Annotated in this window: 22 protein-coding genes; 18 read left to right on the top strand and 4 right to left on the bottom strand. The window is 61.7% G+C overall.

The window, feature by feature from the left end:
- The first annotated feature begins 11 nt into the window (after nt 1-11).
- The 11 genes from ACSEXS_RS11790 (at nt 12) to ACSEXS_RS11840 (ending at nt 11,359) form a co-directional block, all read left to right on the top strand.
- Nucleotides 12-3,839 carry a fibronectin type III domain-containing protein gene (locus ACSEXS_RS11790; protein WP_438433423.1) on the top strand — a complete coding sequence of 1,276 codons (3,828 nt, stop codon included), beginning with the start codon at nt 12-14 and terminating at the stop codon, nt 3,837-3,839.
- 498 nt (nt 3,840-4,337) lie between these two features.
- Nucleotides 4,338-5,243, top strand: coding sequence for a sigma-E processing peptidase SpoIIGA (gene spoIIGA / locus ACSEXS_RS11795; RefSeq protein ID WP_438433424.1), 906 nt, complete (start codon nt 4,338-4,340; stop codon nt 5,241-5,243).
- A gap of 30 nt (nt 5,244-5,273) precedes the next feature.
- Complete coding sequence (gene sigE / locus ACSEXS_RS11800; protein WP_438433425.1) at nt 5,274-5,996, top strand: RNA polymerase sporulation sigma factor SigE; 723 nt, start codon at nt 5,274-5,276, stop codon at nt 5,994-5,996.
- 98 nt (nt 5,997-6,094) lie between these two features.
- Nucleotides 6,095-6,877 (top strand): RNA polymerase sporulation sigma factor SigG, encoded by a 783-nt coding sequence (gene sigG / locus ACSEXS_RS11805; protein ID WP_438433426.1) that lies wholly within the window; start codon nt 6,095-6,097, stop codon nt 6,875-6,877.
- A gap of 279 nt (nt 6,878-7,156) precedes the next feature.
- A complete protein-coding gene (locus ACSEXS_RS11810) occupies nt 7,157-7,483 on the top strand; it encodes a YlmC/YmxH family sporulation protein (protein ID WP_438433427.1) in 327 nt (108 codons plus the stop codon).
- 194 nt (nt 7,484-7,677) lie between these two features.
- Entirely contained in the window at nt 7,678-8,541 is an 864-nt protein-coding gene (gene pgeF, locus ACSEXS_RS11815) for a peptidoglycan editing factor PgeF (RefSeq protein ID WP_438433428.1), read from the top strand.
- Nucleotides 8,542-8,548: 7 nt separating this feature from the next.
- Nucleotides 8,549-9,232, top strand: coding sequence for a YggS family pyridoxal phosphate-dependent enzyme (locus ACSEXS_RS11820; RefSeq protein ID WP_438433429.1), 684 nt, complete (start codon nt 8,549-8,551; stop codon nt 9,230-9,232).
- A gap of 12 nt (nt 9,233-9,244) precedes the next feature.
- The gene (locus ACSEXS_RS11825) at nt 9,245-9,676 is read left to right on the top strand and encodes a cell division protein SepF (protein WP_438433430.1); all 432 of its coding nucleotides are present in this window, start codon (nt 9,245-9,247) and stop codon (nt 9,674-9,676) included.
- A 14-nt stretch (nt 9,677-9,690) separates the two neighbouring features.
- On the top strand, nt 9,691-9,984 hold the full coding sequence (locus ACSEXS_RS11830) for a YggT family protein (RefSeq protein WP_438433431.1): 294 nt from the start codon (nt 9,691-9,693) through the stop codon (nt 9,982-9,984).
- 1 nt (nt 9,985) lies between these two features.
- Nucleotides 9,986-10,768 carry a YlmH family RNA-binding protein gene (locus ACSEXS_RS11835; RefSeq protein ID WP_438433432.1) on the top strand — a complete coding sequence of 261 codons (783 nt, stop codon included), beginning with the start codon at nt 9,986-9,988 and terminating at the stop codon, nt 10,766-10,768.
- 111 nt (nt 10,769-10,879) lie between these two features.
- Nucleotides 10,880-11,359 (top strand): DivIVA domain-containing protein, encoded by a 480-nt coding sequence (locus ACSEXS_RS11840; protein ID WP_438433433.1) that lies wholly within the window; start codon nt 10,880-10,882, stop codon nt 11,357-11,359.
- A 94-nt stretch (nt 11,360-11,453) separates the two neighbouring features.
- Here ACSEXS_RS11840 and ACSEXS_RS11845 read toward each other — a convergent pair whose 3' ends face one another.
- Nucleotides 11,454-12,455 (bottom strand): WD40/YVTN/BNR-like repeat-containing protein, encoded by a 1,002-nt coding sequence (locus ACSEXS_RS11845; RefSeq protein WP_438433434.1) that lies wholly within the window; start codon nt 12,453-12,455, stop codon nt 11,454-11,456.
- 79 nt (nt 12,456-12,534) lie between these two features.
- Between ACSEXS_RS11845 and ACSEXS_RS11850 the strand changes: the two genes are divergently transcribed.
- Complete coding sequence (locus ACSEXS_RS11850; RefSeq protein WP_438433435.1) at nt 12,535-12,846, top strand: hypothetical protein; 312 nt, start codon at nt 12,535-12,537, stop codon at nt 12,844-12,846.
- 48 nt (nt 12,847-12,894) lie between these two features.
- Here the strand turns inward: ACSEXS_RS11850 and ACSEXS_RS11855 are convergent, their stop codons facing one another.
- Nucleotides 12,895-14,727: a glycoside hydrolase family 36 protein gene (locus ACSEXS_RS11855; protein ID WP_438433436.1), complete on the bottom strand. Its 1,833-nt coding sequence runs from the start codon at nt 14,725-14,727 to the stop codon at nt 12,895-12,897.
- 231 nt (nt 14,728-14,958) lie between these two features.
- Here ACSEXS_RS11855 and ACSEXS_RS11860 point away from each other — a divergent pair, with 231 nt between their 5' ends.
- Both ACSEXS_RS11860 and ACSEXS_RS11865 read left to right on the top strand, forming a co-directional pair.
- Nucleotides 14,959-15,804 (top strand): AraC family transcriptional regulator, encoded by an 846-nt coding sequence (locus ACSEXS_RS11860; protein ID WP_438433437.1) that lies wholly within the window; start codon nt 14,959-14,961, stop codon nt 15,802-15,804.
- Between the two features lie 83 nt (nt 15,805-15,887).
- The gene (locus ACSEXS_RS11865; RefSeq protein ID WP_438433438.1) at nt 15,888-16,211 is read left to right on the top strand and encodes a DUF5665 domain-containing protein; all 324 of its coding nucleotides are present in this window, start codon (nt 15,888-15,890) and stop codon (nt 16,209-16,211) included.
- A gap of 112 nt (nt 16,212-16,323) precedes the next feature.
- On the opposite strand, the gene ACSEXS_RS11870 is transcribed toward ACSEXS_RS11865, so the two are convergent.
- Nucleotides 16,324-17,058 carry a TraR/DksA C4-type zinc finger protein gene (locus ACSEXS_RS11870; protein WP_438433439.1) on the bottom strand — a complete coding sequence of 245 codons (735 nt, stop codon included), beginning with the start codon at nt 17,056-17,058 and terminating at the stop codon, nt 16,324-16,326.
- A gap of 191 nt (nt 17,059-17,249) precedes the next feature.
- Between ACSEXS_RS11870 and lspA the strand changes: the two genes are divergently transcribed.
- The 4 genes from lspA to ACSEXS_RS11890 all read left to right on the top strand — a co-directional run bounded on the left by lspA (nt 17,250) and on the right by ACSEXS_RS11890 (nt 21,422).
- Nucleotides 17,250-17,780 carry a signal peptidase II gene (gene lspA, locus ACSEXS_RS11875; protein WP_438433440.1) on the top strand — a complete coding sequence of 177 codons (531 nt, stop codon included), beginning with the start codon at nt 17,250-17,252 and terminating at the stop codon, nt 17,778-17,780.
- Nucleotides 17,743-18,690, top strand: a complete 948-nt coding sequence (locus tag ACSEXS_RS11880) for an RluA family pseudouridine synthase (protein WP_438433441.1) — start codon at nt 17,743-17,745, stop codon at nt 18,688-18,690. Before lspA ends, ACSEXS_RS11880 begins: the two co-directional genes overlap by 38 nt.
- Nucleotides 18,691-18,730: 40 nt before the next feature.
- Nucleotides 18,731-19,888, top strand: coding sequence for an aminotransferase A (locus ACSEXS_RS11885; protein ID WP_438433589.1), 1,158 nt, complete (start codon nt 18,731-18,733; stop codon nt 19,886-19,888).
- A gap of 259 nt (nt 19,889-20,147) precedes the next feature.
- Nucleotides 20,148-21,422, top strand: coding sequence for a DNA recombination protein RmuC (locus tag ACSEXS_RS11890; RefSeq protein WP_438433442.1), 1,275 nt, complete (start codon nt 20,148-20,150; stop codon nt 21,420-21,422).
- Between the two features lie 84 nt (nt 21,423-21,506).
- On the opposite strand, the gene ACSEXS_RS11895 is transcribed toward ACSEXS_RS11890, so the two are convergent.
- Nucleotides 21,507-22,646: an N-acetyldiaminopimelate deacetylase gene (locus ACSEXS_RS11895; protein ID WP_438433443.1), complete on the bottom strand. Its 1,140-nt coding sequence runs from the start codon at nt 22,644-22,646 to the stop codon at nt 21,507-21,509.
- Between the last annotated feature and the right edge of the window lie 5 nt (nt 22,647-22,651).

The following is a 22,651-nucleotide window of genomic DNA, read 5'->3' on the forward strand; positions in this document are numbered from 1 at the left end:
GAGGAAATTCTATGCGCAACTGGATGCAAAAAAGCTTCATCGGCTTCTTGGTCCTCTGCCTCGCCTGGGGCTTTGTGCCCGCTTTCGGCCGTTCTGCTTCGGCGGAGGCTTCCGCTTCGCAAACTTTGCAAGCGGATACAGCCTATGATTGGGGAACCGTGCCCATGGGCGGCGGCGGGTATGTCACCGGCATGATCGCACACCCCGCCGAGCAGGGACTCTACTACATCCGCACGGACGTCGGCGGCATGTACCGCTGGAACCCGGCGGACAGCTCGTGGGTACCGCTGCTCAACGACATCAAGCTGGCGGACAAGAACCTGTACGGCGTCGAGAGCATCGCGATCGATCCGTCCAACCCCGATGTCGTGTTCGCCGCCGCCGGCAAACAGGATTACTGGACGCCGAGCGACATTCTGAAGTCGACGAACCGAGGCGAAACCTGGGTCCGCGCCAACCTCAAGAACGGCACGGCGGACGTCAAGATGGTCGGCAACGGCGACAATCGGGACGCCGGCGAGCGCCTGGCCGTCGACCCGAACAACGGCAGCATCGTCTACTTCGGCTCGCGGTATGACGGGCTGTGGAAGAGCACAGCAGCCGGCGATCCGAATACCTGGACCCAGGTCGCGTCGCTTCCGTCGGCGGGAGCAACGGGGACCGGCGTCACCTTCGTCGCCTTCGACCCGGCATCCGGCACGGCGGGAACCGGCTCATCGGTGGTCTATGCGGCCGCCTGGGGAACCGGGATCTACAAGAGTGCGGACGGCGGGGCAAACTGGTCGCTGATGAGCGGCAGCCCGGTCAAACCGCTCCGTATGGTTATCGCGCCGGACGGAAGCCTGTATGTCACCCATACCACCGGTGTCGCCAAGTTCGCGGCGTCGACGTCCGCTTGGTCGGATATCACGCCCCCGGCATCCGTCAACGTCCGTTACACTGCCATCGCCATGGACCGGGCGAATCCGGCCATCCTGATGACGGCAACCAACAACGGCCACAACAACCCGATTTACCGCTCCCTGGACGGCGGGGCCACTTGGAATGTGGTGTCCTATTACAAGGATCAGTCCGTTCCGTGGGCGCCGGGCTGGCATTGGTCCTCCGCCACCTCTTCGCTCGTGATCGATCCGTTCGACTCGAAGAAGGTGTGGTATACCGACTGGTACAACGCCTGGAGAACGGATGACATCACCGCGAGCCCGTCTACCTGGGTCAGTTATCCGAAGGGGCACGAGGAGATTGTCACCGTCAGCAACCTGGCGAGTCCGCCCAGCGGCAGCGTGAAGCTGTTCAGCGGCGTCGCCGATGTCGGCGGCTTCGAGCATACCTCGATGGTCGCTCCGCCGGAGAAGACCTACTACACGGACGGCAGCCTGGCCTATATGCTGACGACCGGTGTGGACTTCCAGGAGACGAACCCGAATTTCGTCGTGCGGGTCGGCACTAACGGCTGGCAGGGCAGCGGCGACGGCGGGTACTCCACGGACCAGGGCAAGACCTACACCAAATTTACCGGCAAGCCCTGGTCCACCGTCTCGGGCGGCCGGGTCGCCATTTCCGCCACCAGCGAGACCATCGTCTGGCTGCCGCGCGGCTACGACGCCGTACCCCAGGTGTCCACGAACCGCGGAGTCAGCTGGACGAGCGCGGTCGGAGCGCCGAGCGGCGCGATGGGCGGCGGCTCCAGCATCTTCAAGTACAACCAGCCGCTCGCCTCCGACCGGGTGGACGGCACGAAGTTCTATCTCTACAACGGCGGCAAATTCTATCGCTCCGTCGACAGCGGCTTGAATTGGACGCAGGTCAATGCGTCCCTGCCCAACAATGCCGACGGCCAGAATGTGTACTCCGCCCCGGGCATGAACGGGGAGGTATGGGCCAGCTTCGATACGCAGGGGCTGTACCGCTCGAGCGATTCCGGCACCACCTTCACCAAGCTGAGCTCGGTCAGCCGCGCCCTGCTGTTCGCCTTCGGCAAAAACGCGCCGGGCAAAACCAACCCGGCTGTGTACGTGTACGGCACGGTGAACGGAGTGAACGGCATTTTCCGTTCCATCGACATGGGCGCGAACTGGGAGAAGATCAGCTCCGACGATTTCTTCCCCGGCAACGACCCGAACATCATGGGCGCGGACCGTCAGGTCTTCGGCCGCGTCTACGTCGGCACCAACGGCTCCGGCATTCTTTACGGAGAACCGGCGGGCACCTCTGCCGGAGCGGACCGCATCGCGCCGTCCGCCCCGACCGGCCTTGCGGCAAGCGTCATCGACGATAAGGAGCTGACGCTGACCTGGAGCCCCTCGACCGACAACGTCGGCGTGCAGTCGTATACGGTCTATAGGAATAATTCGGAGAAAGTCGCCACCGTTCCGGCGGGTACCACGACCTTGAAGGTCGCCGGTCTGACGGCAAACACCGCGTATACCTTCACGGTCAAAGCCCGGGACACGGAGGGGAACTTCTCGGTTTCGAGCAATCGGCTGGCGGTGACGACCAACGCCTATCCGAAGGAGCTGATGAAGAACCCCGGCTTCGAGTCCGATCTCACCAGTTGGAGCTTTTCGGCAGGGACCGCTTCCGTCGTGACCGATCCGGTCCACAGCGGCGCGAAGGCGCTGAAGATCGAAGCGGGCAAGGGCGGCCAACAGACCGCTTCCGGCTTCCAGGCGAACAAAGCCTATACGCTGTCGGCCTGGGGCAAGGCATCCGCTTCCGGCCAGACGACCAGCATTCAAGCCTGGGGCTCGAGCGTCAACAGCTCGATTTCGTTCAACTCCACCGAGTGGGAGTACAAGGAGGTCAAGTTCCTGACGCCTCCGGACATGAGCTGGCTGCAGATCAAGGTCAACAACGGCAGCAGCGCCGCCTTCTATATCGATGACGTCTCGCTGCAGCTCACGGCTTCCGAATCGGTGCTGCCCACCGTTCCGGAGAACCTGCACACGACGCAGATCACCGATTCTGTAGTGAGCCTCGCCTGGGACCCGGCTACCGACAATGTCGGGATCGAAGGCTACGAGGTCTATCAGGACAACGTCCGCATCGGTTCGACGGCGACGACCCAGTTCGCCGTGCCCAACCTGTCCGCCAACACGCCCTATGTCTTCACGGTACGGGCCAAGGATACGTCCTGGAACCTGTCCGAGCCGAGCGCTCCGCTCCAAGCGGTCACCGAGGCCGGCGGACCCAATCAATTGAAGAACTCCGGCTTTGAAGCGGGCACCGGCAGCTGGAGCCTGTCGAACGCAACCGTCGTCAGCGACACCGCCCGCTCCGGCGCCTATTCCTTGAAAGTAATGCCGGGAGCAAGCGGCCAGCAGGGGCTGAGCAACCTTCCCGCCGGAACCACGTATACCCTCAGCGCCTGGGGCAAAGCCTCACCGGGCGGCAGCCCGTTCGTCTACGTGCAGGGCTTGTCGGTTCCGCAGCTCGCCTTTACCGGCGGCAGCTATGAATACAAGTCGGTTTCCTTCACGACCGCATCGGCCGTCTCCTGGATCGGCATCAAGATCGGCGGAGGCGGTACGGCGGAAGGCTATCTGGACGACATTCGCCTGATCGTGCAGGATACGGCCGCGCCGACCGCTCCGGGAACGCCGACGGCTACGACCGCCGCTCCGGGGTCGGTACAGCTGACCTGGACCGGGTCCACCGACGCCTACGGGGTAACCCGCTATGTCGTGTACGACAACGGGGTGGAGATCGGCACGGTCAAGACCGCTTCCTTCCTGGCCAAGGGACTCGCCTCGGGAGAGCATTCCTTTACGGTCGTCGCGCAGGATGCGACCGGCAATGCATCCTCTCCGAGCGAAGCGGCGGCGGTTACGCTCCCGTAAAGCGAGAAGAGCGCAACGGATCGACCGGGTCTTTCCATCCCCCGCTTGACTGGAATTTCGTCGAATAACCAAGAACAAAGGGCTGTCACCGCGCCGTTGCCAACGGCTTTGCGGGGGCAGCCCTTTTTTGGGATGGACGGGTACGTTCTCCCCGGGTACGCGGCGTTGCGATGCAAGCCGCCGCAGGGTTCCCGTTCACTCCGCTTCCTCCGGACTCGGTTCGGAGGGGGAATCCGGTTCGGTATAGGGTTCGCGGTCTTCCTCGTAGTACACCCTCATCGCCTCCTTTCGCCACATCTTTCGCCGGACCTTACGCCAGTGTACCGGATGCCGGTTCGCTGCGCATGATCGCCATGTTAAGGAACGGTCAACGTTTACGTCCGTCCGGTCCTGCTTTCTCGACAAAAAAACAACGGTTCGCGCGGCGCATTCAGACAGACTTTGAAGGGGGCGTGGCTTATACTGGGTTCATCCTGCACAGCGGGGACGGATGGACCTGTGGTCGTTTATGTCGATTTGCTCTTCCTGATCAACCTGCTGATCGACGGAGCGCTGCTTCTGGTGACGGCCTGGACCCTCAAGACGGTTTACCGGTTGTGGCGGATTGCAGCCGCCGCGGCGCTCGGGGCTCTGTATGTGGTTTTGCTGTTTTTTCCGAATCCGTCGTTTCTGTTCAGCTTCGGCGCAAAGGCGTTGGTTTCGCTTGCGATGCTGGCCATCGCGTTCGGCTACGGGGGACTCGGGCGTTACCTTCGGCACCTCGGCGCGTTTTACCTGGTCAACTTTGCCGTAGCCGGAGGAATCTTCGCCTTGTCGTATCTGCTGATGTCCTCCGACGGCCTCATGGCCGGCATCCTGTTCTCCCGGCTCGGCGGCATGCCGTTTTCTTCCGGGCTGCTCGGGGTCTTGCTTTGTTGTTTTCTCTGGCTGTTCTATCGGCTGTTTCAGAGCTCGCGCACAAGGCAGCAGCTTAGTGCCCGGCTGGCCGAAGTGCGAATCGAGCTCGGCGGGCATGCCTATTCCTGCGCAGGCCTGGTGGATACGGGCAACCAATTGTACGATCCGCTGACGCGCACGCCTGTCATGATCATCGAGGCAGCGGAGTGGAAGGATGTGATACCCGAGACGTGGATCAAGCAGATTCGCTCCTCCGAAGCGGACCGGATCATCACGGCGATCGGGGAAGGGGACTATCCGTTTCAGGATCGGCTTCGCCTCGTGCCTTACCGGGGCGTAAACCGCGGAACCCAGTTCCTGCTTGCTTTGAAGCCCGATCTCGTCACCGTTCGCTACGAGGAACAGGAATGGGAAACCTCGCGCGTGCTGGTCGGTCTGGACGGCGGGCGCCTCAGCCGGGACGGCTCCTACCGGGCGATCCTTCATCCGAAGCTGCTTGAAGCATAACCATCACTATCCAACTTGGGAGGAACCGCCATGCTGTTGAAATGGAAAATGCAGCTCCTGCTGAACTACTACCGGCTGCTTCTGCTGCTCGGACTCAAATCCAACGAGATTTATTACATAGGGGGGAGCGAGGCGCTTCCGCCTCCTCTGTCGAGGGAAGAAGAAGAGTATCTGCTGCAGCGGCTTCCGAGCGGAGACGCGGCCATCCGGGCGATGCTGATTGAGCGCAATCTGCGCCTCGTCGTCTACATTGCCCGCAAATTCGAGAATACCGGCATCAACATCGAGGATCTCGTGTCCATCGGGGCGATCGGCCTCATTAAAGCGGTCAACACCTTCGATCCGGAAAAGAAGATCAAGCTGGCGACCTACGCTTCGCGGTGCATCGAGAACGAGATTCTCATGTACCTGCGCCGCAACAGCAAAATCCGCACCGAAGTTTCGTTTGACGAACCCCTCAACATTGACTGGGACGGCAACGAGCTCCTCTTGTCGGATGTGCTCGGAACCGAGAACGATACGATCTACCGCAATATCGAAGAGCAGGTGGACCGCAAGCTGCTGCACAAGGCGCTCGACAAGCTGTCCGAACGGGAGCGCACGATCATGGAGCTGCGCTTTGGACTCTCGGGCGGCGAGGAGAAGACGCAGAAGGACGTCGCCGATCTGCTCGGCATCTCCCAATCGTACATTTCCCGCCTGGAAAAACGGATCATCAAACGGCTGCGCAAGGAGTTCAACAAGATGGTGTAGCGGACGTTTCGTTCGCTTTCCAGAACCTGGCTAAACCGCATAAAATGCCCTTCCCGGGAGATACTGAACAGTAATGTTCTCTTGGGAGGGATTCGCTTATGACCCGCAACAAAGTCGAAATCTGTGGCGTTGACACTTCCAAGCTGCCGGTTCTCACCAACACGGAAATGCGCGAGCTGTTCACGGATCTTCAGACCCGCAATGACCGGTCTGCCCGGGAAAAGCTGGTGAACGGCAATCTCCGGTTGGTGCTCAGTGTGATCCAGCGTTTCAACAACCGCGGCGAGTTTGTGGATGATTTGTTCCAGGTCGGCTGCATCGGACTTATGAAAGCCATCGACAATTTTGATCTCGGGCAGAACGTCAAGTTTTCCACCTACGCGGTGCCGATGATCATCGGGGAGATCCGCCGCTACCTGCGCGACAACAACCCGATCCGCGTCTCCCGGTCGCTCCGGGACATCGCCTACAAAGCCCTGCAAGTGAGGGACAACCTGACGAACAAAAATTCCCGTGAACCCAGCGTTTACGAGATTTCCGAAGCGCTGAATCTGCCGAAGGAGGATGTGGTGTTCGCTCTCGACGCCATCCAGGACCCGGTCTCGCTGTTCGAGCCCATCTACCATGACGGCGGCGACCCGATCTTCGTGATGGACCAGATCAGCGACGAGCGCAACCGCGACGTGACGTGGATTGAGGAGATCGCTTTAAGGGAGGGCATGCACAAGCTGAACGAACGGGAAAAGATGATCCTGTCCATGCGCTTCTACGACGGCAAAACGCAGATGGAGGTGGCGGAGGAAATCGGCATTTCCCAGGCTCAGGTGTCTCGCCTGGAGAAATCGGCCATTTCCCAGATGCAGAAGCATGTGAAGTCCTAGCAGGCCGGGCGACGGCCGAAGGGGGCGGGCAAGCGGTTCGGACCGGAAGGGTCCGGCCGCTTGCTTTTTTTTCACGGTTGACGAACGGGCGGGAGGCTGCACCGGCGGCGGGTTCCGGCTCCTCTGGTAAGAAGGTATGACGCAGCGCCTTCCCTGATTCCTGTTCTTCCCATGGGGCCAAGGATTCCCTGACAATTTCCCGGGGGAGAGGCACGAGCGGGCGGGCGGGGACATATAGTAGTGATAAGAGCCCAGGCAAGCGGAGGGGGAGGGTCGGGTGTGAAAATCTCGGATTTTCAATCCAAGGACGTCGTCAACATTGTCGACGGCAAGAAGCTGGGCCAGGTCAGCGACCTGGAGCTGGATCTTAGACAGGGGCGGATCGAGGCCGTGGTGGTTCCCAGCCATTCGCGGTTCTTTGGCTTCTTCGGCGGGAATGCGGACGTGATCATCCCCTGGCGCAACATCGTCAAGATCGGCATGGACGTCATCCTCGTTCGGCTGGATGAGCGCGTCTATCGCCCGGCGGACGAGGAAGCTCCATCCGAATACGTCCGGCCTTCGCGCGAGCGGGAAAGAGAGAGCCGCGAGCGGGAGCGGGATTGACCCGGACGCGGGCGGCGCAAAGCCGCACTGGCCGGCCAACCCGGCTGGCAGCGGGCGGCTAAGACGCGTCCGGTCCGGCCGGGAGCGACCGGGGAAATCGCCCCGCTTCCGGCCGAGGCGCCGAATGCGGCGGCGGGCCCGGGCATTCCGGCCGCTCGTGTGGTACACTGGGAGAAACGAAGGAGGTGCTCCCCGTGGAGCCATTTCAATACCGAGCCGCGTCCGAGGGGCCCGGTCTTTTCGGTCTGGACGCTTGGACGGAGCGCTTCCCGCTCTTAGCGGCGGGCTTCACCTCCCGCACCGGCGGGGAGAGCGCCGACCCTTACGCGTCGCTGAATTGCGGCCTGCATGTAGGCGACTCTCCGGAGGAGGTCGTCGCCAACCGGGAGCGGACGGCCGCGGCGCTCGCGACTCGGCTGGAGGATTGGGCGTACGCCGAGCAGGTCCACGGCAGCCGGGTAGCCCGCGTGACCGCGGCGGACAAAGGGCGCGGTACGCGCGAGCGGGATTCGGAATTTCCCGCGACGGACGCGTTCGTCACGAACGAGCCGGGCGTTATGCTCGCCCTGCTCTATGCCGATTGCGTGCCGCTGTATTTCTTCGATCCCGTCACCCGCTCCGTCGGGCTTGCCCATGCCGGCTGGAAGGGAACCGCCGCGCGCATTGCGGCGGAGACGATCCGGGCCATGGAACGCGAATTCGGCGCATCGGCGTCGGACATCCAAGCGGCGATCGGCCCGTCGATCGGCCAGTGCTGTTACGAGGTCGACGAAGGCGTCGTCGCCCGGATGCGGGAAGCGCTCGGCGAAGCCGCAGAGAAGGAGCCGGAGCGCTATTTCGAGCCGGCCGAAGGCGGTAAATCCCGGCTGGACTTGCAACAAGTCAACCGACAAATTATGATAAAAGCAGGAATTTTGCCTGCTTCTATCGAAGTCACTGGATTATGCACGAGCTGCCGGACCGATCTCTTGTTCTCGCACCGGAAGGAGAACGGACGGACCGGCCGGATGCAGGCGTGGATCGGACTGAAGTCCGATCGGGCAGCTATCGGAGGGTAAGCGGGTCATGCTGGAAGAGCGGGTTGCACAAGTGCAGGAACGGGTAAACGCGGCATGCCGCCGGGGCGGCCGGAACGCAGAGGACGTGCGGATTGTCGCGGTGACCAAATACGTGGATCTAGCGGCGGCCGAAGCGGCTCTCGCCGCCGGGCTTCACCATCTGGCGGAGAACCGCTGGCAGAACGCCAGGGAGAAGTGGGAGGCCATTCAAGACCGGGCGGTGTGGCATTTTATCGGCCACCTGCAGACCAACAAGGTCAAGGATGTCGTCGGCCGCTTTCCGTACATTCATTCCGTGGACAGGCTTGCGCTGGCGGAGGAGATCAGCCGCCGCGCTGCGGAGAGGGATGTGGAGGTTCGCATTTTCCTGCAGGTCAACGTCTCCGGCGAGGAGTCGAAGTACGGGATGGAACCGGACGAGCTGCTGCCTCTTGTCCAGGCGATTCGCGGTCTGCCGGGCCTTATCGTGGAGGGCCTGATGACGATGGCTCCCTACGAAGCGGAGCCGGAGGAGACCCGGCCGGTGTTCCGCCGTCTGCGTGAGCTGAAGGATAGTATTAATGAGGCGGGAATTTTATCCTATCCGGTGAAAGGCTTATCGATGGGAATGTCCAATGATTTCGAAGTGGCCATAGAAGAGGGAGCGACTCTGGTTCGGCTGGGTTCCGTCCTCCTTCCGAGCCAACCTTAAGGAGGTACCGGTATGGGCGTCATGAATCGGGTTCTGAATTTTCTCGGCCTGAAGGAAGAAGACGACACTCTGGCGGACAGGGACTACGAGCAGGATGAACCGGAAGAAGTTGAAACCAATCCGTTCGAGCAACGTAAGATCAAAAGTAACGTGGTGAGCATTCACTCCCAGAAGAACGTGAAGGTGGTCCTGAACGAGCCGCACAATTACGATGACACCCAAGAGGTCGCCGACCATCTCCGCAACCGCCGCGCGGTCATCGTTAACCTGCAGCGGGTCCGTCCGGAAATCGCCACGCGCATCGTCGATTTTCTCAACGGCACGATCTACGCCTTGAACGGGACGGTCTCGAAGATCGGTCCCCAGATTTATTTGTTCACCCCGGATTCCGTGGAAATTCAGGGCACCATAAAAGAAATTCCCGTGGAATCCCACTACGACTGAACGAGGTGACTGGATTGCTGTCGTTTTATAACAACCTCATAGGAATTTTAGGCTACGCCTACCAGATCTACAGCTTTCTGATCATCGCTTACATTCTGATGTCCTGGCTGCCGAACGTGCGCGAGAGCCAGGTCGGACAGATTCTGGGTAAGGTTGTCGAGCCCTATCTGAGGCCGTTCCGGAAGCTCATCCCGCCCATCGGCGGCATGCTGGACGTCTCGCCTATGGTGGCGCTGGCCGCCCTTTTTCTCATCTACCAGGGGCTGTTTCAAATCATCTATTACATTGCGAAATGGACGCTGACCTGACATGGGGAGAGAGTGGTTAAGCCATTTTCACCCCGATGAACGGGGATTTGCCGACAAGGCGGAGGAATGGATCGAACGGGCGGCTCTCGCCCATACCGTCAAAGTGACCGATTTTCTCGACCCGCGGCAAGCGGAGATCGTGCAGTCGCTGGCGAACCGGTATGGCGGACAGGCCGCCCTTCGCTTTGACGGCGGATACCCGGAAGCCGAGCGCAAGCGGGCGATTCTCACGCCGGATTACCGTGATCCCGAGAACGAGGACCCGGGGATCGCGGTGCTTGCCGTGTCGTCCGGAGACGACCGGCTCTCGGGGCTGGACCACGGCGACTATATGGGAGCGCTGCTCGGTCTCGGCGTCAAGCGGGAGAAGGTCGGCGATTTCCAGGTCCGTCCCGACGGCTGCCACGTGCTCGTCGCCTCCGAGATCGCCGATTTTCTCAACCTTCAGCTTCGGCAGGTGAGCCGCGTGCATGTGCTGACCGAGCTTCTGCCCCTCGACCGGCTCATCGCCGTTCCCGCTGTGCTGGAGGAAATGACTCTGTCGGTGGCCTCGATGCGCCTCGACGGCATTGTCAGCGACGTCTGCCGCTTGAGCCGCGCCAAAGCCCAGCAGCCCATTCAGGCCGGCCGCTGCCGGGTGAATTGGAAGCCGGAGGAGGACCCGAGCACGCCGCTCAAGGCGGGAGATACCGTTTCCCTGCAAGGCTTCGGGCGGTTCCGGATTCTGTCGGCCGAGCTGACCAAGAAGGAACGGTACCGGGTTCGGGTGGGCCGGTTCGTCTAAAAAATACCGACCGCGGCAAAAAAGGGCGCGGTTTATGCAGGAATTGCTTTGGAACCGTCGAATACTTCTACTTACCAGACAAGATGAAATTACCTAAGTGGAGGTGCGCCAATGCCGCTGTCGCCATTGGACATACATAACAAGGAGTTCAAGACTCGCATCGGTCGCGGGTATGACCAGGATGAAGTCAACGAGTTCTTGGACCTTGTCATTAAGGATTACGAAGCCATTATCCGGGAGAACAAGGAGCTGCACGGGCAAATCGCCAATCTTCAGGAGCGGCTGGATCACTTCACGAATATCGAGGAGAGCCTGAGCAAGACGATCATCGTCGCCCAGGAAGCCGCCGATGAAGTGAAGACCAACGCGAAGAAGGAAGCGCAGCTCACCATTCGCGAAGCGGAGAAGAACGCCGACCGCATCATCAACGAAGCGCTGGTGAAGTCGGGCAAGATCTCCCTGGAGATCGAAGAGCTCAAGAAGCAGGCTTCGATCTACCGCACCCGGTTCCGCACGCTGCTGGAAGCGCAGCTGGAGCTGGTCAGCGGGAACAGCTGGGATGCCTTGGAGAACAATCAGGAAGGCGCGTAAGGCCGGTCTCCGGTCTGCCCCGGAACGAATACAAGTAGAACAAGCGGCCGGTGCAACCGGCCGCTTGTTTTCGTGAGGGCTTCGATGCTGCCGCTTAGACCGCGGTCCAATGAGCGCCGCCGTCGGTGGTCTTCAGCAGGACCGACCGCTTCTGGCCGGTGTCGCCGAGGAGCATCCAGCCGATGGAATCCGTCGCGAATTGCAGACGGATGAGCCGCGGCTTGGACGCGAGCTGCTTGGCGAGCAACTCGTCCTTGGGCAAGGTCTTCCACGTCCGGCCTCCGTCTACCGTCCGATAGAGCGTATTCCGGTTCAAGAGCCATCCCTTGTCGGCGTCGAGGAAGAAAGGCGGTTTTTGTTCCTCTTGAACGGACAGAGCTCCAAGCTCGAAGGGCCGGTACTGCCAATGCGAGCCGCCGTCGGCGGTGAAAAACCCTCCGTACTTAAGCGTGCTTTCGGTTCGGGACACCGCCGGCATGTAGCCCGTTTGCCGGTCCTTGCCGAAGAATACCGGGGCATCGAGGAGTTGAGGAGGATAGCCGTCCGTATGGGCGGGGGCGGCCAGCGGCTGCTCCTTCCAGGTGGTTCCTCCGTCCGCTGTGGCATACAGGTGAAGCTTATCGTCGGGAACCTGGTACGGAGCCCAGCCGTGCTGGGCATCCCGGTAGCCGATGCCGTACGAGGCATGGCCTCCGAGCGGCAGCTTGCCCGTCTTAACTCCCTGGTTCGTTCCAAGCGGAGCTTCCGTCCGTTTGGTCCAGGTGCGGCCTCCGTCGGCGGTGACGAACAACGTCTTCTCCGAGCTGCCCATGGCCGCATCGGAGGAGGTGAACCAACTGCCCTTCAGCCGGTCGAAGAAGGTCAGGCTGAGGGAAAAGGTCAGCTTCGGCAGCTCATCGGTCCTCCAGGAAGCTCCGCTGTCCGCCGTGTGAGTGAGATAGGTTTTATGATCGGGAGTCTGAACCTGAAACCAGCCGGTGTCGGCATCCAGGAAGAAGGCGCTCTGCCCGTAGACCGGGCTGGACTCCAGCTTGAGTTTCCCCTGATTCGGGGAAACGTCGCTCCAGCTCTTGCCCCCATCTGCGGTGCGGTACACGCGCATGGCATCCCCGTTTTCGCCCCAGGCGAACAGGAGGGAGGAGCCGACTGCGTGGAAGTCGTCAAGCCGCGCCTGAATGCTCGCTCCCGTGCTTGCCGCCTTCGAGGAAGCCGGGGAAGCGCCGGTAGAGGGGCTGCCTGCCGCAGAAGCGAGAGGGGACGTGCTGTCCGCGGGCAGCGGACTCGCGGAAGCGGCCGGACTCGCCGAAGGGCTGGAATTCGTCGCAGTCGAAGGGACGGAGCTGGAAGAGGGGCTGATGGTCGCAGCAGTCGATGGGCTTGTGCCGGCGGCTCCGCTCGTGCAGCCGGCGACAGCCAGGAGAGCGGCAGCCGCCAAGGGAGAAGCGGCCGTCAATCGATTCCGAATCTTCATGGAGATCACCTCATAGGGAGTCTAGTATTTATGTACCCAATGGACGTGATTCCGAAAGGAAAAGTTACAGAATCGGTTTCGGCCGCGTCCAGATTGCGCACCCGGCGGGGGGGATCGCGAGCCGGTACAGGCCGGAGGGCAGCCGCAAGCGTTCTTCCCGCACGAGCTCGCCGGTGCAGGCGAATACCTGCAGCCGCCCCTCTTCCTCCGTCCCTTCCGTCTCGAGGATCAGTCGGCTGAGCTGCGTTCCGTTGACCGCGATGACCTGCCGCGGCAGCGGACCTTCGATCGCGCCTACGGTATCTTGATAGAAGGCGGCGACCAGCTTGTCGGCCGTCCGAGAGACGACGAGCGGAAATAACAGCTCTGGGTGACGCGGCTCCAGCGTGCCGTCCAGCAGCACATCGCGGTGCTCGCGCCAGAAGCCCAGCCAGAACGCGAGCATCCGCCGGTGCGTATCCGGGATGCCGTCCAGCTTGACGGAGATTTGCGGAACGGCGAACAGGACGGCGATCACTTGCAGCGCGGCGCTTTCCGCCGTTTCGGCGGGGTTCCACATGAGCATATCGGCGTGGACGGCGGTGCTGCCGGAGAGCAGCCGGAGATCGAGCGTATGCAGCCGATTCTCGACGGCGTCGTTCGGGCAATCCGCCGCCCGGAACAGGTTGCCGTACTTGCGCATGAGCGGCCCGATGTAATTCTGGCGGAATTCGATCAGGATATCGGGCTTGATCCGGCGCAGTTGCTGCATCACGCCGGTGAGCAGCCGATCGACGGCCTCCGGCACGGAAGGCGTATCCCGTCCGCCGTCATTCGAAGGCGCGTCCACCGTCGGCATTGGTTCGGGATTTTGCTTCTCCCCGCGCAGCCGGAAAGCGTCGACGAAGTCCAGCTTGAAGCCGTCCAGGTCCCAATCCAGCAGCGCCTGCTCGTACAGGCGGATCAAATACTCCCGCACCTCGGGATAGCGGGGGTCCAGGACGCCCGCTCCCATGGAATCGTCAAAATACAGCAGCTTGTCCCGGAACCGGCTCCAGGCTTCGCTGCGGGTCCCGACAAAAGGAACCGAATACCAGAGCAGCGCCTTCAAGCCAAGGTCGTGAATCCGGCCGATGTGCGCCTTCATGTCGGGGATCTTGGCCGGGCTCACCTGCCAGTCGCCGCAGTGGGCATAGCCGCGGCCGAGGTCGGAAGTCTGCCAGCCGTCGTCCAGCAGCACGGCTTTGCAGCCCAGCTGCCAAGCCAGCCGGCACTGCTCCTCCACGGCAGCGGGGTCCAGCTCCTGATGAAAGCTGTACCAGGTGGAATACATCGGTTCGCGGCCGGAACCCGGGACCGGCATGGATTCGCAGCCGGTCTGTCCCTTCCACCAATCGGCAACCTCACGAAGAGCGGCTGCATACGAATGCGGCCGGGTATCGAGACGCAGCTCGGCGGTGTAGTCCCGTCGAGCGGGACCCGGCTCCGCGAACAGGGTGACGGAGCAGTGGAAGCAGGCGGTCTCCTCGTTGACGCCGGCTTGCAGCGTTACCGGGTTCAGGGCATCGGAGAACGCGAAGGTCAAGCGGTTGGTTCCCTCGCCGCCATACAAGCAGACGACCGGAGCGGAGTAGGTGGCCATCGAGGAAAAGCCGCTCCACCAGTCCGGTGGGAGTCCCCGGCTGCGGCCGGCGGCGGGATGCCAGAGACCTTGGACCTCAAGGATCGGTACGCTCCACTCCAGGCGAAGGGCCGGATATTCCTCCTCCTGTTCCGTATGCAGCGTGAGGCGGATCCGATAGACGCCGGAGTTAGCTTCGAGCAAAGTGAAAGCGGGATGGAGCGAGGGTGCGGCTCCGGATAACCGGATGCGGAACGGTCCGGCATCGGTTTCGAGCGGGTTCGGTAGAACGGGCATGATCATTCGTCCCTTCGGGTGTGAAATGGGTGAGCGGCCGGGATGGGAAAGCGGTTCCGCTTAAGGTTACTATAGGCGAAGCGGGGCTTGGACAGAAGCAAGCTTTGTGTGCAGAATCGGGAGCTTTGTGTGTCGGCGGCGGCGTGCAGAATCGGGAGCTTTGTGTGTCGGGCAGCGATTGGCATAACCGGGGAAGGAACGGGCGGGGCGAAGGCAGAAGGAGGTAGGCGAGTGGGCAGCTTCACGGAGCATTTTCTGAACAATCGGCTGGATAAAGGGATTAAGCTGTTCTATTGCGGCCATGAGCAGTGCCCGCCGGAGCATGGTTGGGGACCGGGCATGCGCAGCCATTATCTGCTCCATTACGTAGTACGGGGAAAGGGGACGGTGACGCTGCCGGGAGCTGCCTCGGCGCTTGGCCCGGGAGACAGCTTCTGCGTCTTCCCTAACGTTCCGGTATCCTACCGGGCGGACGAACAGGACCCCTGGGAATATTACTGGGTCGGCTTCGAGGGAGAAACAGCGGCGGATTGTCTCACGCGATCCGGCTTCTCGGAGCGAAATGCGGTCGTGTCCGGCGTAGACCGGGATGCCGTTCGCAGCCTGTTTCAGCGGCTGCTCGAGCGCAGCGCCGGTGACCGGCTGGCCGACGAGCTTGGCTGCGCGGGGCTGCTGCTCGAGCTGTTCGCGCTCTACCTGGGGCATGCGGAGGAGCTGGCGGGCTGGCCCCATCGGCTCGACAAGCGCCGCGCCGGGCGGGAGGAGATGGCGCTCGCGGCGGTGGCGTTCATTCAGGCGAACTATCAGCGGAAGCTGACGATTCCTATGCTCGCAGCCCATGTCGGCTTGGAGCGCTCTCACTTCACCAAGCAATTCCAGGCAAGCGTCGGGGTCCCTCCCTATGAATTCATCACTCGCTACCGGCTGGAGCAGGGAGTGCGGCTGCTGCTTCACACGGACCAACCCGTCGAGACGATCGCCTATTCCGTCGGCTTTTCCGAGCCGTCCTACTTCGCGAGACGCTTCTCGGAGCGATTCGGCTCCGCTCCGTCGGTCTTTCGCCGCATCCATCGCTGAAGCCTTGCTGCGAGCCGGTTGATCCGCATCGTATCGGGACCGCTGGATGGGGGTATAATGAAACGGATCGCGGACGCGGGGGAGTGATCCGTCTGAAGGAAGAGTTAGACCATTACGATAGGGAAGTTCTGACCGAAGTCAGCCGCAAGGTCGACCAGATTGCCGTGAATCTGGAGCGGGTGCAGATTGCGGATTATATCAACCTGATGAACAAGCCCTGGCGGTTGATCTTCAACAATGTGCTGGGCGGCATCGCGCGGGGCGTCGGCATCGCCATCGGCGTCACCGTATTCACTTCGACCATTTTGTATATCCTGCAGCTCCTGGGAGCGCTCAATCTGCCGATAATCGGCGACTATATCGCCCGCTTGATTCAAGTGGTGCAGTCGCAGCTGGAAAAGCCTTGACCAAAAGCCCGGAAGCGTCGGCTCCGGGCTTGATGCTTGTTCCGAATTAATTCCAGGTCCCAACAAGGCGGTTCCAGCACCCATTCACGACGCTCCTCTGATCGATTCTTTGTCAGAAGTCGTTCACGCGGTCGTCTTCTTCCTCCAGCAGCCCCTCGCCCTCTTCCTGCTCCATGTAATGCCGGTAAGCCCGGTTGCGGATAATCTGCAGGTTGGTGCCGTACAAGTCGGTGGCGAGGAAACTCTCCAGATCTTCCACGTACCCGACATTTTCGTCGGCTTCGATGGCGAGTCCGGAATAGTCCTCCACCTCCGGGCTCTCGGCATACGCAGGCGAGGTCGAGGTTCCCCAGCTCTCGACGATCTGCCAGGCGTCTTCGCCGTCGAACTCCGTCTCCTTGTCCAGCTCGTCGAGGCTGGTCCGTCCGAAGGGAGGCTCCAACAGCCGTTCCTCGATCGGCCTCTGCTCCGATACCACCCGCTCAGGCGTGTCCTCCAGGCAAAAGGAAGTCGCCGGCAGGGCTTCCAGCCGCTCGTAAGCGATGGGTTTGCCGCAGCGGACACAGTAGCCGTAGGTTCCGGCTTCCATGCGGTCCAGCGCTTCGTTTACGCGGCGAAACTGCTTTTCCGCTTCCTCGTTCAAGGCCAGGTCTTTGCCTCGCTCGAACAATTCGGTTCCGACATCGCCGGGGTGGTTGTCGTAGCTGGACAGCTCGGAGGTGGCCTCCGCCAGCGATTCGCCCAAGCCGAAATGGGCGTTTTCCGCGAACCGGTTCTCCAGGTCCTGCCGCTCCTCCAGCAGGCGGCTGCGAAGCTTGTTCCGCTGCTCCTCCGTCAAATGCTCCATAAGCGCCGTTCCTCCTTGGCCATGATGAGGTTAGTTTGGGCGATTTGGGCCGGGTTCATCAGGGGGAAAGGCTGTGAAGATTGGCAGCCTTTCCTGGCGGAGCGGGCAGGGGCGGCAAGACAAGGGTTTTCAAAACGGAGGGAAAGCGGATATACTGAAGCGTAGGCATGTTACCATGGGAGGGTTTTTCTGTGATTTATTATCTGCTCGCTCTGCTCGTGATCGCGATCGACCAGGGGTCCAAGTACCTGGTCGTGCACAATCTGAACCCCTACGAAGAGGTTCCGGTGATCGGCGATTTCTTCGGCCTGACCCTGCACCGCAACCGCGGAGCGGCCTTCAGCATTTTGCAGGAGCAGAGGTTGTTTTTTATCATCATAACGGTCGTTGTCGTCTCGGGCATCGTCTATTACATGCAGCGGGTGCTCCGCGAGCGCAAGGTGCTTCTGCCAACGGCCCTCGGGTTCCTGCTGGGCGGGGCGCTCGGCAATTTCATCGACCGGGCCCTGACCGGAGAAGTTGTGGATTTTCTGATGTTCAATTTCCGCTTCTCCTGGTTTGGCCATCCGGTAGACTATACCTTCCCCATCTTCAACATCGCCGATACGGCGATCACCATCGGCGTGGCTCTGATTATCCTGGACACGCTGCTCGCGGGGCTCAAAGAAAGGAAAGAGAAGAGACATGACACCGAATCAACCCCAACCGAAGAAACCCGTTGAGATCGAGGATTGGCAGGCGGAGCCGGAAGCGGCCGGAGAGCGGATCGACAAGTATCTGGTCGAGACGATCGAGGCGGATGTCTCCCGTTCCCAGGTGCAGCAATGGATCAAGGACGGCCGGGTGCGCGTGAACGACGCCGCCGTCAAAGGCAGCTACAAGCTGGCGGAAGGCGACCGGATCGAGGTGTCGATTCCCGAACCGGAAGAGCTGGACGTCCAGCCGGAAAATTTACCGCTTGAGATCGTCTACGAAGATTCCGACGTGGTGGTTATCAACAAGCCGCGCGGCATGGTGGTTCATCCGGCCCCGGGCCATTCCTCCGGGACAGTGGTCAACGCGCTGTTGTACCATTGCCGGGATTTGTCCGGCATTAACGGTGTCCTGCGGCCGGGGATCGTCCACCGGATCGACAAGGACACCTCAGGGCTGCTCATGGCGGCCAAGAACGATCTCGCTCATGCCTCCCTCGCGGCTCAGCTTAAGGAACACTCGGTGACACGCAAATACATCGCCGTGGTCCACGGCAACATCCCCCACGATCAGGGCACGATCGATGCTCCCATCGGCCGCGATTCCGGCGACCGCAAGCTGTTTACGGTCACCCACCGCAACAGCAAGCATGCGGTGACGCACTTTGCCGTCTTGGAACGGCTCGGGAATTTTACGCTGATCGAGCTGAAGCTGGAGACGGGAAGAACGCACCAAATCCGCGTTCACATGAAATACATCGGCCATCCGCTGGTGGGAGACCCCGCCTACGGCAAGCCGAAGGACCATGAAATGCGGGGGCAGGCGCTTCATGCCGCGGTGCTCGGCTTCGTTCATCCGCGCAGCGGAGAGCGGCTGGAATTCGCGGCGCCGCTGCCGGGAGACATGGAACAGCTGTTGACGCGGCTAAGAAGCCGGTAATCCCGAATGACAAGGGAGAGGGGAGAAGGATCGGATGAACCTGGAGGCTCTGGTGAATCGAAGGGTGCGGGATATTGAAATCTCCGGCATCCGCAAAATGTCCAATCGAATCGCCGATTACCCGGGCGCGGTGACGCTGACCATCGGCCAGCCCGATTTTCCGACGCCGGGGCATATCCTGGAAGCCGCGAAGCGGGCCGTGGACGACAATCGGACAGGCTATACGGCGAACGCCGGCCTTCTCGAGCTGCGCAAAGCCGCGGCGGAGTGGGTCGGCGCACGATATGGCCAGACCTATGACCCGGCAACGGAGGCGCTCGTGACCGTTGGAGCGACGGAGGCGCTGGAGATGACGCTCTTGACCCTTCTGGAGGAAGGGTCGGAGGTTATCCTGCCTGCGCCGGTCTATCCTGGCTACGAACCGCTCGTCCGGCTGTGCGGCGGCGTGCCGGTTCTGGTGGATACGACGGCGACGGGGTTCAAGATCACGGCGGATGCCATCCGGCCGCACCTGACGGAGAAGACCCGCGTCGTCCTGCTCGGCTACCCCTCGAACCCGACGGGACGGGTCCTGGATGCGCTGAAGCTCAAGGCCATCGCCGCGCTGCTGCGGGACCGGGACATCTTCGTCATCTCCGACGAAATTTATTCCGAATTGGTCTACGACGGCGCTCATCGCTCGATCGCCCTGGAGCCAGGTATGCGCGAGAAGACAATCGTCATCAACGGCTTGTCCAAGTCGCATTCCATGACGGGGTGGAGGATCGGGTTTACCTTCGCTCCCGCCGAGATCACCCGGCACCTGATCAAGGTGCATCAATATCACGTGACCTGCACGAGCTCCATCAGCCAATACGCGGCTCTCGAGGCCCTGACCGGCGGCCCCGACGACGCCCTGCCGATGCGGGAGGAGTACCGCAAACGGCGGGATTACTCGGTCGAGCGGGTGCTGGCGATGGGCATGGAGCTGAACGGCATTCCCGAGGGCGCCTTCTACCTGTTTCCTTCCATTCGTCCGTTCGGACTGGGCTCGGAGGAATTCGCCACACGGCTGCTTGAATGCGAGCAGGTGGGAATCGTGCCGGGCGACGCCTTTTCTTCCTACGGGGAAGGCTATATTCGCTTATCCTATGCTTATTCGATGGCCCAATTGAAGGAAGCGTTCGACCGGATGGAGCGGTTTGTCCATACGCTGTAAGGCTGATCAGGCCGTTTGCGAAGAGCCGTTTCCCGCGGGAGACGGCTTTTTCTCGTTCCGACACACGCGAACGTCACCGGTCGGGAGGAGCTTCCACCATGGAAACAATCGCGCCCTTCCCCTTCTTCCTCTCCATACGGAAACGTCCATTTAGAACCCCGCGCTGCCATCCGGCGAACAAGCGTTTCCTTTTGGCCGGGGAGGGGCTATAATGGAGGATAAATCAGGCATCGACGGCACGATACAGGAGGACTCACTTATGAAACCGGAAATCGTCATCGCACTGCTCTCGCTTCTCGTAAACGCGGCCGTTCTGGCCGTGCTGTTCCTGCGAAAACCACCCCGCCAGGAGGGCTTGAAGGAAGGCTTGGCGCTTGTGGAAAGGCAAGTCGACCGCTTGGAGCGGAGCCTCTTGGAGCAGTTCTCGCTGAACCGCAAGGAAGCCCAGGCTTCCGAACGCCGCAACCGGGAAGAGCTGGCCGCCAAGCTGGAGAGCTTCAACGGCACGCTGCTCGCGTTCATGGACCGCACCTCGGAGCTGCAAAAGCATCAGCTCGGAACGACGGAGGGCAAGCTGGACAAGCTGCGCGAGACCGTCGAAGCCAGGCTGCGGGAGCTGCAGGAGGATAACAGCCGCAAGCTGGAACAGATGCGGGCGACGGTCGACGAGAAGCTGCACGCGACGCTGGAGCAGCGGCTTGGGGAATCGTTCAAGCTGGTCAGCGAGCGGCTGGAGCAGGTACATCAGGGACTGGGCGAGATGCAGGTGCTCGCGACCGGCGTCGGCGATCTCAAGAAGGTACTGACCAACGTCAAGACGCGCGGCACCTGGGGCGAGGTCCAGCTCGGCAACCTGCTGGAGCAGGTGTTCACGGTCGACCAGTTCGAGCGCAACGTCGCCACCCGCAAGGGCAGCGCAGACCGCGTCGAATTTGCCGTCAAGCTTCCCGCCAAGGACGGGGCGGGCGGGATCGTCTGGCTGCCCATCGACTCGAAGTTTCCCACCGAGGATTACCAGCGCTTGGTGGACGCCCAAGAAGCGGGAGATCCCGCTGCGGCAGAGACGCATCTCAAGCTGCTGGAAGCGCGGATCAAGTCCGAGGGCAAGGACATCCGCAGCAAGTACATCGACCCGCCGCACACGACCGATTTCGCCATCCTGTTCCTGCCGACGGAAGGGTTGTTCGCCGAAGCGCTGCGGCGTCCCGGTCTCAGCGAATGGCTGCAGCGGGAGTGCCGGGTCGTGCTGACCGGGCCGACGACGCTCGCCGCCTTTCTCAACAGCCTGCAAATGGGCTTCCGCACCCTGGCCATCGAGAAACGCTCCAGCGAGGTCTGGCAGCTCCTCGGCGCAGTCAAGACGGAGTTCGGCAACTTCGGCGATCTGCTGGACAAGACGCACAAGAAGCTGCAGGAAGCGAGCAATACTATTGAAGGGGCGGCGCGCAAGAGCCGCAACATCGAACGCAAGCTGAACAAAGTACAGGAGCTGCCCGCTTCCGAAGCGGAGGAATTGCTGAAGCTGGAGGCTTGAAACGTTTAAAAAAGCCGTTTGCCAATCCCTGAGGAGGATGGCAAACGGCTTTTTGCCGTTGCGGTTGTTGAATTCGATTAAAGATTACTGGCCGCTCTTCCAAGCGAGATAGCCGGTCACCGTGCGAATGGCCGTCTCGATGGCCCGTTCGTCCGGCTCCAGCTTGGCGTGGTGAAGGCCGTACGGGGCTTCGACGCCGAGCCAGAACATGAACCCGGGCAGCTTCTCCAGGAAGAAGCCGAAATCCTCGCCGGTCATCGCCTCGCGGCATTCGACGAGCTCGGTGTCCGGCTGCCCCGCTGCCCAGGCCATGAATTCGCCGGTCAGCGCCGGATCGTTGTAGACCTGCCTGTAAGTGGAGCCGTAGTTCAGCTCGGCACGGCAGTCGAAGGCGGTGCCGATTCCCGCCAGCATCGCTTCGATCCGGGCTTTGACGCGGATCATCGATTCGGCGGACAGGGTGCGGATCGTACCTTCCAGCCGGGCGTGCTCGGCGATGATATTCTGCTTCGTGCCGCCTTCGATCCGGCCGACGGTGATGACCGCCGAGTCGATCGGGTCGACATTGCGGGCCACGATGGTCTGCAGCATGCCGACCAGTTGGGCGGCGGCGACGACCATATCGTTGGCCTGATGGGGCCGGGCGGCGTGTCCGCCGAGGCCGTACAGGTCGATGAACAGCTCGGAGGTGTTCGCGAAGAGGATGCCCGGCCGGGTGGCAATGACGCCGGCCTTGTATTCGGGCGCGATATGCAGCGCCACGATCTGATCCGGCATCCAGTCCGCCAGTTCCGGCGCCGCCAGCATGGGCAGCGCTCCGCCGGGGCCTTCCTCGGCCGGCTGGAACAGCGCGATCAAGTCGTCCTCCATCGGATGATGGACGAAATGGGAAACGACACCGAGGCCGATAGCCATATGCAGGTCATGCCCGCAGGCGTGCATCCGGCCCGGGTGCTCGGAGCGGAACGGATAGGAGGTATCCTCCTCGATCGGAAGGGCGTCCATATCGGCCCGATAGCCGAGCCGCCGCTTCGGAGCGAGGCCCTTCACCTTGACGAGAATGCCGGTTTTCCAGGTCCGAATCTCCAGCCGGTCGGAGGGCAGCGATTCCAGATAGCGGAGCAGATAGGCCTGGGTCTTGAACTCCTGAAAGCCGAGCTCGGGAATGCGGTGGAGCTCCCGCCGTGCTTCCACGAAGCGGGATACGTCGATGGCGGAACACATAAGCC

It is taken from the genome of Gorillibacterium terrae, assembly GCF_051594785.1.
Classification (GTDB): domain Bacteria; phylum Bacillota; class Bacilli; order Paenibacillales; family NBRC-103111; genus Gorillibacterium.